This window comes from Cellulomonas sp. URHD0024, assembly GCF_000426185.1.
Classification (GTDB): domain Bacteria; phylum Actinomycetota; class Actinomycetes; order Actinomycetales; family Cellulomonadaceae; genus Cellulomonas.
The window spans coordinates 78,157-92,630 of the sequence record NZ_AUEW01000007.1 but is presented as its reverse complement, the minus strand read 5'-3'; the positions used below and the strand labels follow the sequence as shown (position 1 = coordinate 92,630).

Below are 14,474 nucleotides of genomic sequence, written 5' to 3'. Positions count from 1 at the left end.
ATCACGAGCGCGATCCGGGGACCTGGCCGTACACCTCGAGCTCGGTCGCCTTGGCGGACAGCCACACCTCGCCCCCCGGAGCGAGCCCGAGCTCCGCGACCGCGGCGGGCGTGACGTCGACAAGCGCCGACGGCTTCCCGACGAGGTCGAGCCGTACCCGGTCGGTCAGCATCGTCAGGCCGACGATCGTGGCCGACCACGTGTTGCGGGCGCTGGAGACGTCGGGCCGGTGCGGGCTGACGACGACCGCCGAGGGGCGCAGCGCGACCAGGACGTCGCCGTGCTCACCGTGGTTCGGCACGACGAACGTGCCCCCACCGTCGAGAGCCACCTGGGAGCCGTCGACCGTTCCGGTGTAGAGGTTCAGGCCGACGAGCTTGGCGACGTACTCGGTGGCCGGCCGGCGGGCGACCTGCGCCGGGGTGCCCTCCTGGACGACGCGGCCATGCTCCAGGACGACCAGCCGGTCCGCGAGCAGCAGCGCCTCGAGCGGGTCGTGCGTGACGACGAGGCAGGCGCCCGCAAAGCCCGACAGGTGCTTCTTGAGCTCCGTCTGCACGTCGAGCCGGCTGCCGGCGTCGAGCGCGGACAGAGGCTCGTCGAGGAGCAGGAGGCTCGGGCCGCCCGCGAGGGCGCGGGCCAGGGCCACGCGTTGCGCCTGTCCGCCGGACAGGTCGCCGGGACGACGCGCGGCCAGCTCGGTGAGGCCCAGCCGGGCGAGCCAGTCGTCCGCTGCCGACCGGGCGTCGGCCCGGCTCGACCCGCGCGCCCTCGGCGAGAACGCGACGTTCTCCCGGACGCTGAGGTGCGGGAAGAGGCGGTAGCTCTGGAACACGAAGCCGACCGGTCGGTGCGCGGCGTCGAGGAACGCACCTGTGCTCGCGTCGTCGAGGACGTCGCCGTCCAGCAGGATCTGTCCGGCGGAGACGGGCGTCAGCCCCGCGACCGCGCTGAGCAGCGTCGACTTGCCTGCGCCGTTCGGACCGAGGACCGCGACGACCTCTCCCGGCGCGACGCGGAGGTCGGCGTGCAGGGTGAACGCGCCCCGGGTCACCTCGGCCCGCGCGACGAGTCCGGCGGTCACACCGCTCCCCTGAGCCAGCGGTCACGCAGGGCGACCAGCACGACGACCGACACGAGCAGCAGCACCAGGCTGAGCAGGATCGCGGCGTCCGGGTCGGTCTCCAGGGCGTAGTAGACGGCGATCGGCATGGTTTGCGTGCGCCCCGGGTAGCTGCCCGCGAACGTGATCGTCGCGCCGAACTCACCGAGCGCCCGGGCCCAGCACAGCACCGCACCGGCGACCAGCGACGGCGCGACCAGCGGAACGGTGACTCGTCGGAACACCGTCATCCGCCCTGCGCCGAGGGTGGCAGCGGCCTCCTCGAAGCCCTGGTCCGCGGACCGCAGCGCCCCTTCGACCGTCACGATGAGGAACGGCATGGCCACGAACGTCTCGGCGATGACGACCGCGGCCGGCGTGAACGGCAGCGTGATCCCGAACCACTGGTCCAGGTACTGCCCGACGAACCCGCTGCGCCCGAAGGCCAGGAGCAGCGCGACGCCGCCGACCACCGGAGGCAGCACCAGCGGAAGCGTGACGAGGGCGCGCACCAGCCGCAGGCCCGGGAAGTGCGTGCGGGCCAGCACCCAGGCCAGCGGTACCCCGACCACCAGCGAGATCGCGGTGGCCGTCGTCGAGGTCCACAGCGACAGCCGCAGCGCCTCGCCCGCCGCCGAGCCGTGCAGGATCGTCCACGCCTGACCCCAGGGCGCGCGGAAGACCAGGCCGAGCAGGGGGACGACGAGGAACAGCATCCCCACGATCGCGGGCACGAGCAGCGGGACCGGCGCCGACCGCGACCCGCCCCCGCTCGTCGCCCGGCGTTCGCGCTCCCGGGAGCTCAGCGTCTGCACGGTGTCAGGCGCCCGGTTGGCGGAAGCCGGCCGCGGACAGCACCCGCGCGCCGTCCGCGGACAGGACGTAGTCGACGAACGCGGAGGCAGCCTCGGCGTGGGTGGAGTGTGCCAGCGGCGCGATGGGGTAGTCGGTCGAGGCGTTCACGTCGTCCGGGATCTCGACGCCCCGCACCTTCTCGCCCGCTGCCAGCACGTCGGTGACGTACACGACTCCCGCGTCGACCTCGCCGAGCTCCACCTTGCTCAGCACCGACCTGACGTCGGGCTCGAGCGTCACGGGGGTGACCGTGATCCCGGCGTTGGTGAACACCGCGGCGGCCGTCGCGCCGCACGGCACCTGCGGCTGGCAGAGCGCGGTCGTCACCGCCGTGCTCGTCAGGTCGTGCACGCCCGTGACCTTGGCCGGGTTCGTCGGCGGGACGGCGATCTCCATGCTGTTCGTCGCGAAGACGACGGGGTCGCTCGCCTCGCCCGCGGTCACGACGTCGCGCATCGTCGTGGCGCTCGCCGACGCGAACACGTCCGCCGGGGCACCGTCGGTGATCTGCTGGGCGAGCGCCGAGCTCGCGGCGAAGCTGAACCGCACCGTGACCCCGGGGTGCGCCGCCTCGAAGTGCCGGCCGAGCGTGGTGAACGACTCCGTGAGCGAGGCCGCAGCGAGCACCGTGATGTCGCCGGTCAGCGACGAGCTCGAGGTCGCGCTCGGGGTGTCCGACGAGCCCGAGGCGCAACTGGCGGAGCCCAGACCGACCGCCGCGGCGACGAGGGCGACGGCGAGACGACGAGGCACCGGGTCGCTCCTCAGTGGCTTCGGGGGATCTCGACGGACACATTGGTGGCCTTGACGGCCGCGACGGCGAGAACGCCGGGCTCCAGACCGAGCTCGTCGGCGGCCTCCCGGCTCATCAGGGAGACGACGCGGTGCGGCCCCGACTGGATCTCGACCTGGGCCATGACAGTGTCCCGCACGACGCGGGTGACGAGGCCAGTGAACCGGTTGCGGACGGAGGCGGCGGCGATGTCACCGGGCGGGAGCTGGGCGGCGTCCTTTGCGAGGTCCTCGGCGAACCTCGCCAGCACCGCGCCGTCGATCGCCTGGCGACCCGACGGGTCCGTGGTCGTCGCGACGCGACCGCTCTCGGCCCAGCGGCGAACGGTGTCGGCGCTCACACCGAGCAGGTCGGCGGCGTCTTTGATCCGGTAGGTGGGCACCGTGCGAGCCTAGCCGCAGATACCGGTCACTGAGGCGTGGGAGGACGCAGGTGCAGGTGGAATCCGCACCCACAACCGTATACGCCGCGTGCATGGGCGACGGGGAGTACCGCGGCGGACGAGGATGGACCCGTGAGCGAGTCGGGCCGCGGGCTGGGCAACACCGGGGTGCGCGCCGCGCTGGCGGCCGCGGTGCTGTTCGGTGCGAGCGCGCCGCTGGCCAAGCTCCTGCTCGGCGACGTGAGTCCGTGGCTGCTCGCCGGGCTGCTGTACGTCGGATCGGGTCTCGGGCTCGGGCTGTGGCGGCTGGTGCGTCGCACCCCCCGCGTCCGGCTCGCGCGGCCCGAGGTCCCGTGGCTGCTCGGCGCTGTGGTCGCGGGAGGCGTCGCGGGACCGGTGCTCCTGATGTTCGGGCTCGCCGCGATGCCCGCGTCGGGTGCGTCTCTGCTCCTCAACGCCGAGGGTGTGCTGACCGCCGTGATCGCCTGGGTGGTGTTCCACGAGCCCGCCGGGCGTCGCGTCGTCGCGGGCATGCTGGCCATCCTCGCCGGCGCGGTCGTGATCGCCGTTCCGACGGGCCAGGCACAGGTCGACAGCGTGTGGCCGGCGGTCGCGGTCGTCGGCGCGTGTGCCTGCTGGGCGCTGGACAACAACCTGACCCGCAAGGTCGCGCTGAGCGACGCGACCTGGCTCGCCGCGGTCAAGGGTGCCGTCGCCGGGCCGACGAACCTCGTGCTCGCCCTGGCGCTCGGCGCTCACCTGCCGTCCGCGGCCACGACCGCCGGGGCGCTCGCGCTGGGCTTCGTCGCGTACGGGTTGAGCCTCGCGCTGTTCATCGTCGGGCTGCGGCACGTGGGCACGGCCCGGGCGGGCGCGTACTTCTCGGTCGCACCGTTCTTCGGCGCGGTCCTGGCCCTCGCGCTCGGCGACCCACTCACCTGGCAGCTCGCCGTCGCCGGGACGTTGATGGCGTCCGGCGTCTGGCTGCACCTGACCGAACGGCACGGGCACGAGCACACGCACGCCGCCGTGACGCACGAGCACTGGCACACCCACGGCGACGGACACCACGCTCACGAGCACCCCGAACCGGTCGCGCCGGGGGTCCGGCACCGTCACGTGCACACGCACACGGCGACGACCCACGCGCACGACCACTACCCGGACGCGCACCACCGGCACGACCACTGACGGCGCTACGCGGCCCGGACCTCGGCCCACAGGCGCTGGTAGAGCAGTGCGGCACGGCTCCTCGGGGCGAACGCGGTCACGGGCGCCTGCCGTTCGGCCATCTGCTCGATGATCGACAGGGCCGGGATCTCCGTCCGCGCGACCCGCGCACCGCCGTCCCGGGCGATCGAGTCGACGACCTGGCCGTGCAGCCGTTTGCGCCGGTCGACCATGGAGAAGAACGCCACCAGGTCGGGTCGCGGCTTGTCCGAGTCGGCGACGAACGACTTCAGCTGCTCGAACGTGCGCACGGACAGCGTCGCGGGGACCAGGGGCACCACGAGCGTGTCGGCGGCGTGCAGGACGTTCTCGGACATCAGCGAGATGCTCGGGGGGCAGTCGAGGAACACGACGTCGTAGACGCCGGGGAGGCTGCCGATCAGCTGGTCGAGGCGCCGTGTGCGCTTCTTGGCGTCGTCGAGCTCGAGGTCCAGGTTGCGGTAGGAGAAGTCGGCCGGAAGCAGGTCCAGGTCGCCGAAGTCGGTCGCCCTGATCGCGTCCTCGAGCGGCCTCTTGCCGGTCACCAGGCCGTGGCCGCCGCCCTTGACCCGCGGCTTGACCTTGAACATGTACGTCGCCGCGGCCTGTGGGTCGAGGTCCCACAGGAGCGTCCGCCGGCCCTCCGCCGACGCCAGGTGGGCGAGGTTCACCGCCGTGGAGGTCTTCCCCACCCCGCCCTTGATGTTGTAGGACGCGTAGACCTTCATGAGTGCCTCCCGGCGGGACCGTGCGTGGTGTCGAGCGAGCGACACGCTGGCACGGTCTCACGCGCGCCCGACCTGCGGTAGCGCTGCCGTCGATCCGGCTGTGTCGCCGCGGGGCGTCGACCTCGAGCGCGCTCTCGGACGCCAGTCGTGACCTAGGCGCGACGCCGCTTCCATGCCAGCATGACGAAGAGGTCGTCCTCCTCCAGCACCGCACGCGCGAGCGCCGGCTCACCGGCCTGCTCGCAGGACCAGAGATCGAAGTCCATGGTCTGCGACCACGCCTCGGTCAGGAACCCGAGCACCGTCGCGCCGTCCAGGACCTTCACGACGCCGTGCGACGTGCGGGCCAGCTCGACCGCGAATCCCCGCTCCGACCGACCGGCCCGGCGCGGGGCCGCCGACCCGAGGAACCCGTGCACCCGCACGGGCACGTGGCCGCCGCCGGTGGGCACGAGGCGACCGGGCAGCCGGCTCTCGGAGAGCTCCATGCGCGGAAACTACTCCACCGGATCGTCGCCGTCACGACATCCCCCGGGTGCGAAATGTCACCTGCGCGGCCGACACTCCGGCTGCCAAACTGACCGCGCGCCGATGTCCGGGACGCCCGCCCGAGACAGGCGACGACCGGGGGGTCCTCACATGAAGCGTCCGAATCTCCTCGCCCTGCCCTTCGCCGCGGTCCTGGTGGTCGCCCTGTCCGCCTGTGGTGGCGCCGCCGCCGACGAGCCGTCCGCACCGCCCAGTGCGGCGCCCGCGGCGGCCTCGGCGGCGCCCTCGCAGACTCCCACTCCCACTCCCACTGCGACCGCCGACGAGGTGACCGCCAAGACCCTCTTCCCGCGCCTCGACGCCGCGCTCGCCGCGGTCCAGAGCTACGACCTGACGATGGCGACGACCGGCCCGGCACCCGTGCAGCTGGCCGGCTCCGCAGACCTCGCGGACGGCAGGAAGAACTTCGCGGCGTCGACGAACGGCGCGGAGATCCGGCTCGTCAACGGGATTCTGTACGTCCGGCTGGGAGAGCGCACCCGCGGGAAGTTCGTGAAGATCACGCCCGACGACACGTCCAACCCCCTCGCTGCGGAGTTCTCGGGGTTCCGCGACGACGTGCTCCGGTCGGGCTACGTCGGCATGGAAGGGGCCATCACCAGCATCGCCAGCAACGGCGCGCACGAGGACGTCAACGGCGTCGTGGCGACGGCGTACACGGTCGTCCTCGACACGTCCCTGCTCACCCCCGACGCCGCCGCGAGCCTGCCCACGGACCCCGCCGCGCCGCTGCCCGCGAGGGTCCGGTGCACGTTCTGGCTCGACGACCGCAACCTTCCCGTCCGCACGGTGCTGGACGTCGGCGCCTCGACCACGACCACCGACATCTCGAACGTCGGCTTGGGCACACCGGTCGTCGCACCCCCGGCCGCCCAGGTCACGACGGTGATGCCGTCGCTCGGCTGAGGTCGGTGCGGTTCACGGGGTCGAGCCGACCACGACCCGGTCGCTGGCGCCATCGGACAGGAACGACGCCGTCGCAGCACCCTCGTCGGCGACCGCGGAGCGCTCGGCAGGGGTCAGGGTGCGCAGCGGGGTGACGCTCACGGTGCCGGCCTCGACCTTCCACCTCGCCGAGACCCGGCCGTCCACGAGCACCACGCGGGTGCCGGCGACGGACAGGCCGCGGTGGGCGTCGTCGACGATGCGTGTGCGGTCGTCGTAGCCGAGCAACGCGTTGTCGAACGCGGGCAGGAAGCGGACGGGCGCGGGGGCGTCCGGGTCGGGAAGCGGTGCGCCGGGCAGATCCCACAGGACGCGGCCGCGTTCGTCGGTGTACGACACGAGCTCGTCGCGCATCGCCTTCACCGCGGCGGGCAGGCCGGCGATCCCGGACCAGGAGCGGATGTCGGCGGTCGCCGCGGGGCCGTACGCGGCGAGGTAGCGACGGACCATCGCCCGGCCGACCTCGTCGTCGTCGGCAGAAAGAGGGTCGATGTCCCGGCCGAGCCACGTCGACAGCAGGGCGATCTGGACTCCGGCCTTGGCGCGCCACAGGCCGCGCGGCGGCGTCTGCGCGACGGGAACCAGGCAGGCGATCGCGAGCTCGGCGTGGGCGCGCGGGCGGGGAGCGGGCCAGCGCGCGACGAGCACCTGCGCGAGCTCGGACATGGCGCGCGGCGTGCCGTCGGACAGGAACTCCCGGGCCACGCCCGCGAACTCGTCCAGGTCGACGCCGACGACCTCGGCGCGGTAGATCGCGAGCATCCGGCTGCGCAGCATGGCGTCGTGCCGGGCCCGCCAGGCGACCATGTCGTCGGACGTCACGAGGTGGACCGTGCAGCGCATGAGGTGGCTGCGGACCACCTGTCGTTCTGTCAGCAGGCCGTCCAGCGCCGTCGGGTCGAACGCGCGCAGCCGCGACCAGAGGCCGACGAACGGCTCCTGCGGCTCCTGCGCCTGCAGGCCGCCCAGGTGCGAGACCGCGTCGAGGACCGGTAGGTCGGCACGGTCGAGCAGGTGCTGGCGGGCGAGCGTCGCCCGGTTCAGCGCGCGGGTGTCGAGGACCGTCATCAGGCCCAGCATCGCAGCCGTGACCGCCTGTGCCAGATGACTGCGGAGGCACGTCGGCGCCCCGGTGCGGCGTTCGCCGGCGAGATCGCGGTCCGGCTCGAGCTGCCTTGCGCCTGTCGTCGAGGAACGATAGTTTTCGGTCGTTAGTCGATAGATCTGCCGCGACGGAGGAGGAACGATGGGCCGTCTGGCGATCTGGGGTCTGCGGGCCGTCATCGCGATGCTGTTCCTCGGGACCCTGTTCGTGCAGGCGGTCCTCGTGCCGCTGCTGGGAGTCGACATCGCCCACGAGCTGCCGCAGGAGGTGTTCCTGCGCTGGTCGTTCGTGATCCTGGCGATCCTCGGGCTCGTCACGGCCGAGGTCGCACTCGTGTGCATCTGGCGGCTGCTGACGATGGTGTCGCGGGACACGGTGTTCAGCCGGGCGGCCTTCCGGTACGTCGACATCATGATCGGCTCGGCGGTCGTCGCCACCCTGCTCGCCGTCGCGATGTCGTTCGCGCTGGCCCCCGGCGAGCAGGTGCCCCCCGGAGCGGTTCTGCTCGTCGTGCTGGGCGGGGTCGGGACCGCCGGCATCGCGCTGCTCATCTTCGTCATGCGGGCGCTGCTGGCCAGAGCCGTCGACCTGGACTCGACGGCGAGCACCCTGCGCGCCGAGCTCGACGAGGTCATCTGATGCCGATCGTCGTCGACATCGACGTGATGCTCGCCCGCCGCAAGATGTCGGTCGGTGACCTGGCGGACCGCGTCGGCATCACCCCCGCCAACCTCGCCGTGCTCAAGAACGGGCGCGCGAAGGCCGTCAGGTTCAGCACCCTCGAGGCGTTGTGCGCCGTGCTCGACTGCCAGCCCGGCGACCTCCTGCGGTTCGTCGGGGCACAGGACGAGGAGCTCGCCGACCTCTCCTGAATCCCGTGGAGGGGGTGTCTGGCAGGGCCTCCTTCGGCGGGACCAGCCGTCGTAGCGTTGATGTCATGCACACACGAACACTCGGACAGGGACTGCAGGTCTCCGCGGTCGGGCTCGGCTGCATGGGGATGAGCCAGAGCTACGGACCCAACCCCGGGGACCGCGACGACATGGTCGGCGTCCTGCGCGCGGCTGTCGACCGCGGCGTCACGTTCTTCGACACCGCGGAGGTCTACGGGCCGTTCGTCAACGAGGAGCTCGTCGGCGAGGCGCTCGCACCCGTGCGCGACCAGGTCGTCGTCGCGACGAAGTTCGGCTTCCGGTTCGAGGACGGGCGGTCAGCGGGGGTCGACAGCCGGCCCGAGAGCATCCGGCGGGCCGCCGACGGCTCGTTGCGACGGCTCGGGATCGACGTCATCGACCTCTACTACCAGCACCGCGTCGACCCGGCCGTGCCGATCGAGGAGGTCGCGGGTGCGGTCGGCGAGCTCGTCGCCGCGGGCAAGGTCCGGCACTTCGGGCTCTCCGAGGCGGGGGCCTCGACGATCCGACGTGCGCACGCCGTCCACCCGGTGACCGCGCTGCAGAGCGAGTACTCGCTGTGGACGCGGGACCCGGAGCCGGAGGTGCTGCCCACGTGCGCCGAGCTCGGGATCGGGTTCGTGCCGTTCAGCCCGCTGGGCAAGGGCTTCCTCACGGGGACCGTCGACGCGTCGACCTCGTTCAGCGCGGGCGACATCCGCGCCACGATCCCCCGGTTCACCGCCGAGAACCGCACGGCCAACGAGGCGCTCGTCGATCAGGTGCGCTCCCTCGCGCAGGCCAAGGACGCGACGCCCGGTCAGGTCGCGCTGGCCTGGCTTCTCGCCCAGCAGCCCTGGATCGTGCCGATCCCCGGCACGCGCCGCACCGCCCGCGTCGAGGAGAACCTCGGCGCCACGCAGGTCGCGCTGTCCGCGGACGAGGTCGCCACGTTGAACGGCGCGGCCGCGCGGATCGGCGTGCACGGAAACCGGTACAACGACACCGGAATGGCGGCCGTCGGGCTGTGAGGGTCTGACGCCACGCTCGCCGAGCCCCGGACGAGCAACGGTGCCCGGGCCCCTGGCGGCGGGTGTGGATCGGCCGGCGCTCTGTCGGTCATGTCCGGCTGGGGGTGTGCCGATGATCCGGGCATGCGCAGCAGTTGGCACGAACCCGGCGAGGCCTGGGAGCTACCACCGAGCGACCTCTTCCTGCCGACGCTGTTCGGCGGCGTGATGACGTCGGCCGTCCGGGACGTCACGGACGTGGTCGCGGTCCTGCGCTCGGCGGTCGAGCTGGTGGTCGGCTGGATCGGGGTCGAGGTCTCCTGGTCGACGCGCTACGGCGACGAGGTCCAGCTCACCGACGAGTTCTGGGCCGGCCTCACCGAGATCGACGACCTGTTCGGGCTCCGCGCCACCTGCACCCAGCTGGCCGCCCAGTGGAGCAACCCGCACCACACGATCGCGATGGTCGGCGCGGACGTCCCGTACGACAACGACGAAGCGGGACGGCTCATCGGCCAGACATCGGTACGCCTGTCGATGCAGCGCTGGGCGATGTACGGCTCGGGCGAGAACCTGCCGTGGTTCTCCGGCGCGCTCGACCGGTGGATGACGCAGAGTGCCGTCGCGCTCGGCGCGGACACCGGCTACGCGGTGCTCGACATCGCCCGGAGCGAAGACGTCCAGAGCGCCTGGGAGACGCGGATCGGGATGTCCCAGGTCTTCCGCGACCCGACCGACCGGCTGTGGGGTGTCGGTTGGGGCACGCTCCTGTCGTCGAAGCACCTGGACCGGGTCGGAGGCACCGCGCCGGTCGAGGCGATCCCCGGCGCACGCGTCCGGCCGCTGCCGGGCGGACGGGTCTGGGTCACGCTCGGCGACGACCCGTCCGCGATCGCCGTGGAGACCATGAGGCGACTGCAGGCCGCCCTCGAACCCGCCCTGCCACCGGCGGACGGGAACTATCACATCCCGACGCCGGCTCCCGGTGGCTCGATCTTCACCGACATGTCGTGGTGGGGGCAGCGCCCGCCGACCGCCGACGAGGCCGTCGCGCGCTGGCGCCTCGACGCGTACGAGGCACTGACCTCCGGGCGCAGCACGCAGGGCACGTTCGGCCCGGTCGGCTTCACGGTCGCCGCCGGCGTGACCGAGCTGCTCGCGACTGCCGACGAGCCGGGGCTGGCCTCTTTCCGGTTCCGGGACCTGGGCGACGAGATCGCGGCCAGACTGCTTCACCTGCTCGGGCCGGAGGTGCTCGACGCTCCCGACGGGTCCGGACCGACGCTCGGGAACGCCCTGCGGGCCGCAGTCGCGCACCCCGGCGTGGTCCTCCTGACCGGCCACGCCACGGGACCGAGCAGCGATGACGAGCGCATCGTCGTCGACGGGCTGCGGATCAGGCACGACCCGGTGCTCGACCGCACCGACCCGACGGACCTCGCCGCCGCGTGGCGCCGGGTGGTCGAGCTGGGGATCGACGACGCCCTCGCACGGCCCGACGAGCTGCGCGCCCCGAGCACGCAGGAGCCGGACGGCGACCCCGAGGCGTGGACGGTGTGGTGGGACTGAACCCGTGACGTCTCGGACAGTCGCCGCCATGCTGGTCAGGTGACACGACGCGACGAGGCCCGACGGATCGTGATCCTCGGAGGCAGTGTGGCCGGCGCGTTCGCTGCCGCGGCACTCGCCGGGCACGGTCGCCGGGTCACGGTGCTCGAGCGGGACACCCTGCCGGCCGAGCCCGCGCCCCGGCGTGGCGTCCCGCAGGGTCGGCAGCCGCACGTGTTCCTGCACCGCGGGCTCATGGCCGTCGAGGAGCTGCTGCCCGGCGTCGACGCGGACCTGCGCGCGGCGGGCGGCGTCCCGCTCGACACCGGCGACATGGCGTGGCTGGGCGAGTTCGGCTGGGCACCGATAGCGCCGCAGTACGGGATCGTCTCAGCCACCCGCCCGCTGTTCGAGCACGTCGTGCTCCGGCACGTGCGGGCGCTGCAGGGCGTCGAGGTGCGCGACGGGACGGCGGTCACCGGTCTCGAGCGGGCGTCCGACGGCCGGTGGGTGGTGCGGGTCGAGGGCGACGAGCCCCTGAGCGCCGACCTGGTCGTGGACGCGTCCGGGCGGTCGTCGCGTCTGCCCGTGTGGCTGGAACGGCTCGGCCTGCCCGAGGCGCCGGTGTCGCAGGTCAACGCCCATGTCGGGTACGCGACCGCTGAGGTCCGCGTGGCCCGCGGCCGGACGGCTGTTCCGGGCATCGCCTTCCTGCAGACGCCGGCGCGGGCGGGTGGGCTCGCGCTCCCGGTCGAGGGCGACCGGTGGCTCGTCACCACGGTCGGGTCGGGGGTCCTGCGGCCCGGTCGGGACCGGCAGGCGTTCGTCGACGCTCTGGTCGGCCTCCCCGACGACGCGCTGGCCGACCTCGTCGCCGACACCGACCTGGGCGAGGTCGCGATCCACCGCCAGACCGGCAACCTGCGGCACCACTACGAACAGGTGCGTGACTGGCCGGACGGCCTGCTCGTCGTCGGCGACGCCCTGTGCGCGTTCAACCCGGTCTACGGCCAGGGCATCACGGTCGCGGCGCTCGAGGCGCTCGTGCTCCGCGACGCCGGGCCATTGCTGCGCAGGGACGCGGGACTGATCATGCGACGCCTGGCCAAGGCCGTCGACCTGCCGTGGCGGATCGCGACCGGTGAGGACCTGCGCTACCCCGCCGCGCAGGGCTCGGTGCCGCGAGCCACCGCGATGTTCTCGGCATGGACGCGCGTGCTCGGCCGCCTGAGCGCGCACGGCTCCGTCGAGGCCCAGGTGTCGATCGGCAGCGTCTACCACCTCATGGCCTCGCCTCTTGTCCTGCTGCACCCGAGCCTCGTCGCCAAGGCCCTGCGCGCCCGCCTGCTCGGCTACGGCGACCCGACACCCCGCCCGCGAATCCTCGGGACAGACGACCCGCCCCCTCTCGCGCTCCCCCGCCTCGGGATTCAGAGAATCCCCCGACGAAAACGCGGCAGATCCTCTGAAACCTCCGGGACGGAACCGGAGTCGGACGGGAAGACCGTCATCGGCGAGTTCCAGACCGGTTCGTGAGACGCAGGCGACTACGCGCCGCCGAAGCGGGTTCGGTGCTCGACCGGGATCAGGGGCTTGTCAGCGCGGACGCGCAGCTGTTGGACGGCCCACGTGTTCCCGTCCGGGTCGGCGAAGCCGAAGAACGTGCCGCCGTCGCGCTCGTCGAACACGGTGATCTCGGAGGCCTTGACCCCGCGCGACAGGAGCTCGTCCCGGGCCGCGGAAGCGTCGGCCACCACGAGCTGCAGACCGCGCAACGAGCCGGGGGCCATCTCGTTCTGGGACGGCAGGTTGCCGAGGACGATCGAGCAGCCCGAGCCGCGCGGGGTCAGCTGCGCCACGTGCATGTAGTCGTTGACCGTCTCGTGGTCGAGGTCGAAGCCGACCTGGTCGCGGTAGAACGCGATCGACGCCGCCAGGTCGCTGACCGGGACGACCACGACCTCCAGGGTCCAGTCCATGGGAGTGCCCTCTCGTCGAGACGCAGAATTCCGTCGAGCCTATCGACGGAGCGCGGGCTACCGTCTGGTCGTTGTGAGCCGAATCCTCGACGTCGTGGTCCCGCCACGGCTGGATCGACGGTTCCGGTGGCTGCTCGCGTCGTCGTGGACGTCGAACCTCGGCGACGGAATCATCCTCGCGGCCGGCCCGCTGCTGGTGGCCTCCCGCACGGACGACGCCTTCCTCGTCGCGCTGGCCGCGCTCCTCAACTGGCTGCCGGCGCTCCTGTTCGGGCTGTGGGCCGGCGCGATCACGGACCGCGTGGACCGGCGCCGGCTGGTCATCACGGTCGACTGCGTCCGCGCCACGATCGTCGGGCTGCTCGCGGTGGCCGTCGTCGCCGACGTCGCGACGATCGGGGTGGTCCTGGTCGCGATCTTCGTGCTGGCCACGGCCGAGACGTTCGCCGACACGGCGTCGAGCACGCTCGTGCCGATGCTCGTCGACCGGGACGACCTGGCGCTGGCGAACTCCCGCATCCAGGCCGGGTTCGTCACGGTGAACCAGCTGGTCGGGCCGCCGCTGGGCGCCCTGTTGTTCGCGGCCGGGCAGGCTCTCCCGTTCGCCGCCGACGCCGTGCTCGTCGGCGCCGGCGCATGGCTCATCTCGCGGATCTCGTTGCCTGTCGTGGTCCGGGAGCACCACCACACCCACATCCGCCACGACATCGCCGAGGGCGTGCGCTGGGTGCTCCACCACGCCGCCGTGCGGACCCTGGTGCTGACGATCCTGATCTTCAACGTCACGTTCGGGGCGGCCTGGTCCGTGCTGGTCCTCTACGCCCGCGAACGACTCGGGCTGGGGGCCGTCGGGTTCGGGCTCATCACGACGGTCGGCGCGCTCGGTGGCCTCGCCGGCACGCTGTCCTACGGCTGGATCACCCGGCGCATCTCGCTGGCCAACCTCATGCGCGTCGGCCTGATCATCGAGACGCTCACCCACCTCGGCCTCGCGCTGACCACGACGCCGGCGGTCGCCCTCGGCATCTTCTTCGTCTTCGGCGCGCACGCGTTCGTCTGGGGCACCACGTCGGTCACGATCCGGCAGCGGGCGGTCCCGACGGCGCTGCAGGGGCGGGTCGGCAGCGTCAACCTCGTCGGGGTGTACGGCGGCCTGGTGATCGGCGCGGGCATCGGCGGCGTGCTCGCGCAGAGGTACGGGATCACGGCGCCGTTCTGGTTCGCGTTCGGCGGGTCGGCGATCTTCGTCGCGCTGATCTGGCACCAGCTCCGTCACGTCGCCCACACGGACGCCCAGGACGCGCCCGCGCCGGAGTAGGCACGAGCTTGTGCCTGTGCGCGTCAACGAGCCTTTTGACGTGCACGACCACAAGTTC

At 72.6% G+C, this 14,474-nt stretch carries 16 protein-coding genes; 8 read left to right on the top strand and 8 right to left on the bottom strand.

Annotation, left to right across the window (positions count from 1 at the left end; genetic code table 11):
• Position 1: 1 nt before the first annotated feature.
• From I847_RS0108150 to I847_RS0108135, 4 genes are read right to left on the bottom strand one after another with little or no spacing between them, the layout of a single operon-like run.
• Positions 2-1,084, bottom strand: coding sequence for an ABC transporter ATP-binding protein (locus I847_RS0108150; RefSeq protein ID WP_028049310.1), 1,083 nt, complete (start codon positions 1,082-1,084; stop codon positions 2-4).
• On the bottom strand, positions 1,081-1,917 hold the full coding sequence (locus I847_RS0108145) for an ABC transporter permease (protein ID WP_028049309.1): 837 nt from the start codon (positions 1,915-1,917) through the stop codon (positions 1,081-1,083). The genes I847_RS0108150 and I847_RS0108145 overlap by 4 nt, the downstream gene beginning before the upstream one ends.
• A 4-nt stretch (positions 1,918-1,921) precedes the next feature.
• Positions 1,922-2,710 (bottom strand): molybdate ABC transporter substrate-binding protein, encoded by a 789-nt coding sequence (gene modA / locus I847_RS0108140; protein WP_028049308.1) that lies wholly within the window; start codon positions 2,708-2,710, stop codon positions 1,922-1,924.
• Positions 2,711-2,721: 11 nt separating this feature from the next.
• Positions 2,722-3,132 (bottom strand): molybdopterin-binding protein, encoded by a 411-nt coding sequence (locus I847_RS0108135; protein ID WP_028049307.1) that lies wholly within the window; start codon positions 3,130-3,132, stop codon positions 2,722-2,724.
• Between the two features lie 132 nt (positions 3,133-3,264).
• On the opposite strand from I847_RS0108135, the gene I847_RS0108130 reads away from it, so the two are divergent.
• The gene (locus tag I847_RS0108130; RefSeq protein WP_034609561.1) at positions 3,265-4,323 is read left to right on the top strand and encodes a DMT family transporter; all 1,059 of its coding nucleotides are present in this window, start codon (positions 3,265-3,267) and stop codon (positions 4,321-4,323) included.
• 5 nt (positions 4,324-4,328) lie between these two features.
• Here the strand turns inward: I847_RS0108130 and I847_RS0108125 are convergent, their stop codons facing one another.
• On the bottom strand, positions 4,329-5,114 hold the full coding sequence (locus I847_RS0108125; RefSeq protein ID WP_196804509.1) for a ParA family protein: 786 nt from the start codon (positions 5,112-5,114) through the stop codon (positions 4,329-4,331).
• Between the two features lie 107 nt (positions 5,115-5,221).
• Positions 5,222-5,557, bottom strand: coding sequence for a hypothetical protein (locus tag I847_RS0108120; RefSeq protein ID WP_028049304.1), 336 nt, complete (start codon positions 5,555-5,557; stop codon positions 5,222-5,224).
• A gap of 151 nt (positions 5,558-5,708) precedes the next feature.
• On the opposite strand from I847_RS0108120, the gene I847_RS0108115 reads away from it, so the two are divergent.
• The gene (locus I847_RS0108115; RefSeq protein WP_028049303.1) at positions 5,709-6,524 is read left to right on the top strand and encodes a hypothetical protein; all 816 of its coding nucleotides are present in this window, start codon (positions 5,709-5,711) and stop codon (positions 6,522-6,524) included.
• Between the two features lie 12 nt (positions 6,525-6,536).
• Here I847_RS0108115 and I847_RS0108110 read toward each other — a convergent pair whose 3' ends face one another.
• Entirely contained in the window at positions 6,537-7,631 is a 1,095-nt protein-coding gene (locus I847_RS0108110; protein ID WP_028049302.1) for a winged helix DNA-binding domain-containing protein, read from the bottom strand.
• Between the two features lie 178 nt (positions 7,632-7,809).
• Here I847_RS0108110 and I847_RS0108105 point away from each other — a divergent pair, with 178 nt between their 5' ends.
• From I847_RS0108105 to I847_RS22585, 5 genes are all read left to right on the top strand, one after another.
• On the top strand, positions 7,810-8,307 hold the full coding sequence (locus I847_RS0108105) for a DUF2975 domain-containing protein (RefSeq protein ID WP_028049301.1): 498 nt from the start codon (positions 7,810-7,812) through the stop codon (positions 8,305-8,307).
• Complete coding sequence (locus tag I847_RS0108100; RefSeq protein WP_028049300.1) at positions 8,307-8,540, top strand: helix-turn-helix transcriptional regulator; 234 nt, start codon at positions 8,307-8,309, stop codon at positions 8,538-8,540. The genes I847_RS0108105 and I847_RS0108100 overlap by 1 nt, the downstream gene beginning before the upstream one ends.
• Positions 8,541-8,605: 65 nt before the next feature.
• Positions 8,606-9,592 (top strand): aldo/keto reductase, encoded by a 987-nt coding sequence (locus I847_RS0108095; RefSeq protein WP_028049299.1) that lies wholly within the window; start codon positions 8,606-8,608, stop codon positions 9,590-9,592.
• Positions 9,593-9,715: 123 nt separating this feature from the next.
• Positions 9,716-11,140: a hypothetical protein gene (locus I847_RS25490; protein ID WP_051274596.1), complete on the top strand. Its 1,425-nt coding sequence runs from the start codon at positions 9,716-9,718 to the stop codon at positions 11,138-11,140.
• Between the two features lie 39 nt (positions 11,141-11,179).
• Positions 11,180-12,655 carry an NAD(P)/FAD-dependent oxidoreductase gene (locus tag I847_RS22585; protein ID WP_081680632.1) on the top strand — a complete coding sequence of 492 codons (1,476 nt, stop codon included), beginning with the start codon at positions 11,180-11,182 and terminating at the stop codon, positions 12,653-12,655.
• A gap of 11 nt (positions 12,656-12,666) precedes the next feature.
• Here the strand turns inward: I847_RS22585 and I847_RS0108080 are convergent, their stop codons facing one another.
• A complete protein-coding gene (locus tag I847_RS0108080; RefSeq protein ID WP_028049298.1) occupies positions 12,667-13,098 on the bottom strand; it encodes a VOC family protein in 432 nt (143 codons plus the stop codon).
• 73 nt (positions 13,099-13,171) lie between these two features.
• On the opposite strand from I847_RS0108080, the gene I847_RS0108075 reads away from it, so the two are divergent.
• The gene (locus I847_RS0108075; RefSeq protein WP_028049297.1) at positions 13,172-14,416 is read left to right on the top strand and encodes an MFS transporter; all 1,245 of its coding nucleotides are present in this window, start codon (positions 13,172-13,174) and stop codon (positions 14,414-14,416) included.
• Positions 14,417-14,474 lie beyond the last annotated feature (58 nt).